Source organism: Streptomyces sp., from assembly GCF_031178505.1.
In the GTDB taxonomy this organism is placed as follows: domain Bacteria; phylum Actinomycetota; class Actinomycetes; order Streptomycetales; family Streptomycetaceae; genus Streptomyces; species Streptomyces gulbargensis.
On the sequence record NZ_JAPSIW010000620.1, the window covers coordinates 1 to 4235 of the forward strand.

The 4235-nt window shown below is 73.6% G+C and carries 4 protein-coding genes; 1 reads left to right on the forward strand and 3 read right to left on the reverse strand.

The genetic code is table 11. The features are described 5' to 3' along the window. Positions 1–1230 (forward strand): amino acid permease (locus tag RIF68_RS29100; RefSeq protein WP_309054266.1); only part of this gene is annotated, 1230 nt, incomplete at its 5' end. Positions 1231–1249: 19 nt separating this feature from the next. Here the strand turns inward: RIF68_RS29100 and RIF68_RS29105 are convergent. The 3 genes from RIF68_RS29105 to RIF68_RS29115 form a co-directional block, all read right to left on the reverse strand. Continuing rightward, positions 1250–2020 carry a GntR family transcriptional regulator gene (locus RIF68_RS29105; protein ID WP_309054267.1) on the reverse strand — a complete coding sequence of 257 codons (771 nt, stop codon included), beginning with the start codon at positions 2018–2020 and terminating at the stop codon, positions 1250–1252. Positions 2021–2285: 265 nt separating this feature from the next. Continuing rightward, positions 2286–3674 carry an FAD-dependent monooxygenase gene (locus RIF68_RS29110; protein ID WP_309054268.1) on the reverse strand — a complete coding sequence of 463 codons (1389 nt, stop codon included), beginning with the start codon at positions 3672–3674 and terminating at the stop codon, positions 2286–2288. A 22-nt stretch (positions 3675–3696) separates the two neighbouring features. Next, a complete protein-coding gene (locus RIF68_RS29115; RefSeq protein WP_309054269.1) occupies positions 3697–4074 on the reverse strand; it encodes a metalloregulator ArsR/SmtB family transcription factor in 378 nt (125 codons plus the stop codon). Positions 4075–4235: the final 161 nt, after the last annotated feature.

A 4235-nucleotide genomic window follows, 5' to 3' on the forward strand; every position in this document is an offset into this window, starting at 1 on the left:
GCGCTCTACTACATGGCGGACCGCCTCGGCGGACGCCGCTGGGGCTGGTACACCGGCTGGCTCAACCTGCTCGGTCTGCTCGGCGCCATCGCCGGCATCGACTACGGAGCCGCCCTCTTCACCGGAGCCTTCCTCAACCTCCAGTGGGGCTTCGAACCCACCCCCGGCTCCACCTTCCTCATCTTCCTGGTCATCCTGCTGCTCCACGCCGTCCTCAACCTCTTCGGCGTCCGCCTCGTCAGCGTCCTCAACTCCATCAGCGTCTGGTGGCACCTCGCCGGCGTCGCCGTGATCGTCGGCGCCCTCGCGATCGTTCCCGACCGGCACCAGTCCGCCGAGTTCGTCTTCACCGAGTTCGTCAACGACACCGGCTGGGCCAACCCGCTCTACGTCGCCGCGATCGGCCTGCTCCTCGCCCAGTACACCTTCTCCGGCTACGACGCCTCCGCCCACCTCTCCGAGGAGACCTCCAACGCCTCCGTCACCGCCGCCAAGGGCATCGTCCGTGCCATCTGGGTCTCCTGGATCGCCGGATTCGCCCTGCTCGCCGGGCTGACCTTCGCGATCCAGGACTACGCGGCCACCCAGAACAGCGCCACCGGGGTCCCGCCCGCCCAGATCCTCCTGGACGCGCTCGGTTCCGGCGGCGCCACCGCCTTGCTCCTCGTCGTGATCGTCGCCCAGCTGTTCTGCGGCAACGCGGAGGTCGCCGCAGCCAGCCGCATGGTCTTCGCCTTCAGCCGCGACAACGCGCTGCCCGGATCCGCGCTCTGGCGCAAGGTCAGCACCCGCACCCAGACCCCCGTCCCCGCGGTCTGGCTCGCCGTCGCCGTCGCGGCGGTCCTCGCCCTGCCCTCGCTGTACTCGGCCACCGCCTACGGCGCGGTCACCGCGATCAACGTCATCGGCATCACCCCCGCCTACGCCATCCCGATCTACCTGCGGCTGCGCGCCGGCGACCGCTTCGTCCCCGGCCCCTGGAACCTGGGCCGCTGGAGCAAGCCGATCGGCTGGACCGCCGTCATCTGGGTCGGGCTCGTCACCGTCCTGTTCTGCCTGCCGCAGAAGTCCCCGGTGACCGTCGACTCCATGAACTACGCCGTCATCGCGCTCGCCGCCGTCCTGCTCCTCGCCAGCGTCTGGTGGTACGTCGCCCGCCGTTCGTACGGCACGCCGACCACCTACGGCAGTGCCCGCGAGGAGTCGGAGATCGCGGAGAGCATCGTCTGACCGGTGGGCTCAGGGGCCCTCAGGCGCTGAACTCGTAGGTCCAGGCCGCCGACCGCGCCGAGAAGTCGATGTCCGTGATCTCCAGGGCGTGCCCGTGCTGGTCGTTCACCACGCGGTGGACGAGCAGCCGGGCCGCCGCCCCCGCGCCCTCCGTGCCGGTTTCCCCGGCCGGTACGGAGGAGACGCCGACCGACTCCCGGTGGGTGAGCCGCAGCCCGGCCTGGTGCATCCAGTGGTAGAGCAGCCGCAGGTCGGGGCGGCGGTGCCGGTCCCTTCCCCGCCGGTAGCGGCCCAGTTGGGGGATCTCGGTGAGCGCGGGCCGGGAGAACCAGGACACCGCCCGCTGGAGCGGCGTGCCCTGCGGACCGAGCACCACCTGGCGGTGGACGAGCGTCGCCTCGCCCGGGGCGAGCAGCAGCCGCCCGGCCAGGTGCGCGGGCGGCACCTCCCAGGTGAGGGTGGCCCGCACCTGTGCCCCCGCCGCCGGCGGCCCGCCGGGGAAGACGGGACGGCGAGCCGCCAGGGCCGGGACGGCGGTCACGGCCTCCTCGGGCGCGCCGGCCGCGAAGGTGCCCCGCCGGTCGGTGACGACGAGCCGCTCCTCGCGCAGGAGCCGTAAAGCGCTCCGTACGGTCTGGCGGTTGACGTGATGCCGGCGGGCCAGGGTGCGCTCGGACGGCAGCCGGGTGCCGGGGGAGACGCGCGGCTGCGCGAGCTCCTCGCGCAGGGCGGCGGCGACCCGGAGGTAGAGCGGCGCGTCCGCCACGGCCTGGGATTCGGGCTCGGCCATGAGAAACCCTCTCTTCGCTCTGCGTGATCGCGTGGAACGTGTGCGTCACCCTTCCTATCATTGGTCTAAACCAGTCCGCCAGGCTTGCCCGGCAGAGTGGCCGAAAGCGGCGGCGCGCGTCCCGGGGCGGGGATCCGGGAGGCGGCGTCGGGAAGCCGGACGACGGCGCCGGCCCCGGTCGGGGGACCGGGGCCGGCGCGGTTCGAAGGAGGGATCCCGGGACGTCCGGGGCGTTCCTCCGGGCCGTTTCGGGCCCGGAGTCCGGCTAGGCGTCCCGGCGCAGCGGCGGCTCCGCCGGGGACGGGTGGACCGGGCCGAGGAGGACCGCCCGCGCCACCCGTGGCGCGAACAGCGCCGTCAGCGGCTCCGCCAGGGTCAGCGCCCGGCGGAACGCCCCGCCGACCACCGGGTCGCCCGCCGCGCGCTCCTGGACCCGGCGCAGGTACCAGCCCACGGCCTGGTCGAGCGGTCCCGGCCGGGCCGCGTCACCGAGGGCCCCCGGCATCTTCTTGTCGGCCCCGGCCGAGATGTCCCAGGCCTGCCGGGAGGCGCCGAGCAGCGCCTTCTGCACCGTCCGGGTGGTCGGGGTGCGGCGGGGGTCGGACAGGGCGCGGCGCAGGGCGACCGCGCTCATCGCGGCGACGGCCATGCCCTGCCCGTAGATCGGGTTGAAGGCGCAGAGCGCGTCGCCGGTGGCGAGGAAACCGGCCGGGCGGCGGCCCGGACGGTCGTACCGGCGGCGGACGTTGGCCGTCCTCCGGAAGCCGTGCACGGGCGAGACCGGCTCCGCCCGTGCGATCCACTCGCTGATCACCGGGTGCGGCAGCCGCTTCGCGTACTCCTCGAACCCGCTCTCGTCCGTGGGCGGTTCCTCACCGCGCAGCCCGGACAGGGTGACCAGGTGGTGGCCGTCCCCGAGGGGCAGGACGACCGCACCGTAGGTCTGCGCGGGGCCCGGCACGACGTAGTAGCCGAGCGCGTCGGTGTCGAAGTCGGCCGGCGCCTTGTAGACGCGGGTGCCGTAGGCGAGTCCGGTGTCGAGGGTCTCCTCGTGCGGGGCCTCCGCGCCGATGTCGGCGAGCCAGTCGGGAGCCTTGGTCGAGCGCCCGGAGGCGTCGACGACGAGGTCGGCCTCCAGGGTGCGGACCTCGGCGTCCGGTCCGGCACCCCGCTCGCGCAGCCGGACGCCGCGGACCCGGCTCGCGTCACCGGTCAGCCCCACGGTCTCGGTGCCCTGGAGGAGTTCGACGCGCGGGTCGGCGAGGACGCGCTGCCGTACCAGCCACTCCAGCTGGGGGCGCGGCCCGCTGTAGAAGTGCGCGGTCGCCGGGGTGCGGCGGAACCAGCGGCCGGACTGCCACTGCACCATGTCCTCCGGTACGCCCACCTTGGGCGCGCCGAGTTCCCGCAGCTCGTCGGTGAAGCCGGGCAGCAGTTCGTCCAGGGCCCGCTGGCCGCCGGCGATCAGTACGTGGAGGTGCCGGCCCTGCGGTACGCCGGGGCGTGCCTCCGGTCCGTCCGGGACGCGGTCGCGCTCGACGACCGTCACCTTCTCGGCGTGCTCGGCGAGCACGCGTGCGGCCAGGAGTCCCGCGAGACTTCCCCCGATGACCACCGCGTGACGTGTCCCGCGGGTCCCCAAGTCGTCGGTCATTCCCGCCCTTTCGTGTCGTGGACTACGGCTGCCCAGTATCCACGGCGGTACGGGCGGCGTCGCGGGCGCCGAGCCGGAGGTGCTCGATGTGGTAGACGGCCTCGTCGAGGAGCTGGGCGACGTGGTTGTCGTAGAGGCTGTACTCGATGCGGCGGCCCTGGCGGACGCCGGTGACCAGGCCGAGCGCGCGCAGCAGCCGGAGCTGGTGGGAGACGGCGGACTGTTCCATCTCGACGGCCTCGGCCAGCTCGGTCACGCCGCACGGGCCCTGGCGGAGCTTGGTGAGGATCATCAGCCGCGAGGGCGTGGCAAGGGCCTGGAGGGTGGCGGCGATGGTCGCCGCGGACTCGGCGTCCAACCGGGTGGCGGGGGTCGTCTGGCCGTTCGCTCCGTGTCCCATGGGCTCATCGTAGCGGCGCTCGTATGTCAATACGTGAAGACCTCTTCATGTGTTCGGGTATGGTGGTGCCCTCCTCCTTCCCTCCCCGCCCGAAAGAGGTCCCTTCCATGGCCGTCCCGGAGCTCGCCGCCGCGCAGGCCCCGTCGCCCGTCCGCACACCC

Bases quoted from the DNA above. Each gene is read 5' to 3' on its own strand.
- RIF68_RS29105 (WP_309054267.1), bottom strand. From the start codon at position 2,020: ATGGCCGAGCCCGAATCCCAGGCCGTGGCGGACGCGCCGCTCTACCTC.
- RIF68_RS29110 (WP_309054268.1), bottom strand. From the start codon at position 3,674: ATGACCGACGACTTGGGGACCCGCGGGACACGTCACGCGGTGGTCATC.
- RIF68_RS29115 (WP_309054269.1), bottom strand. From the start codon at position 4,074: ATGGGACACGGAGCGAACGGCCAGACGACCCCCGCCACCCGGTTGGAC.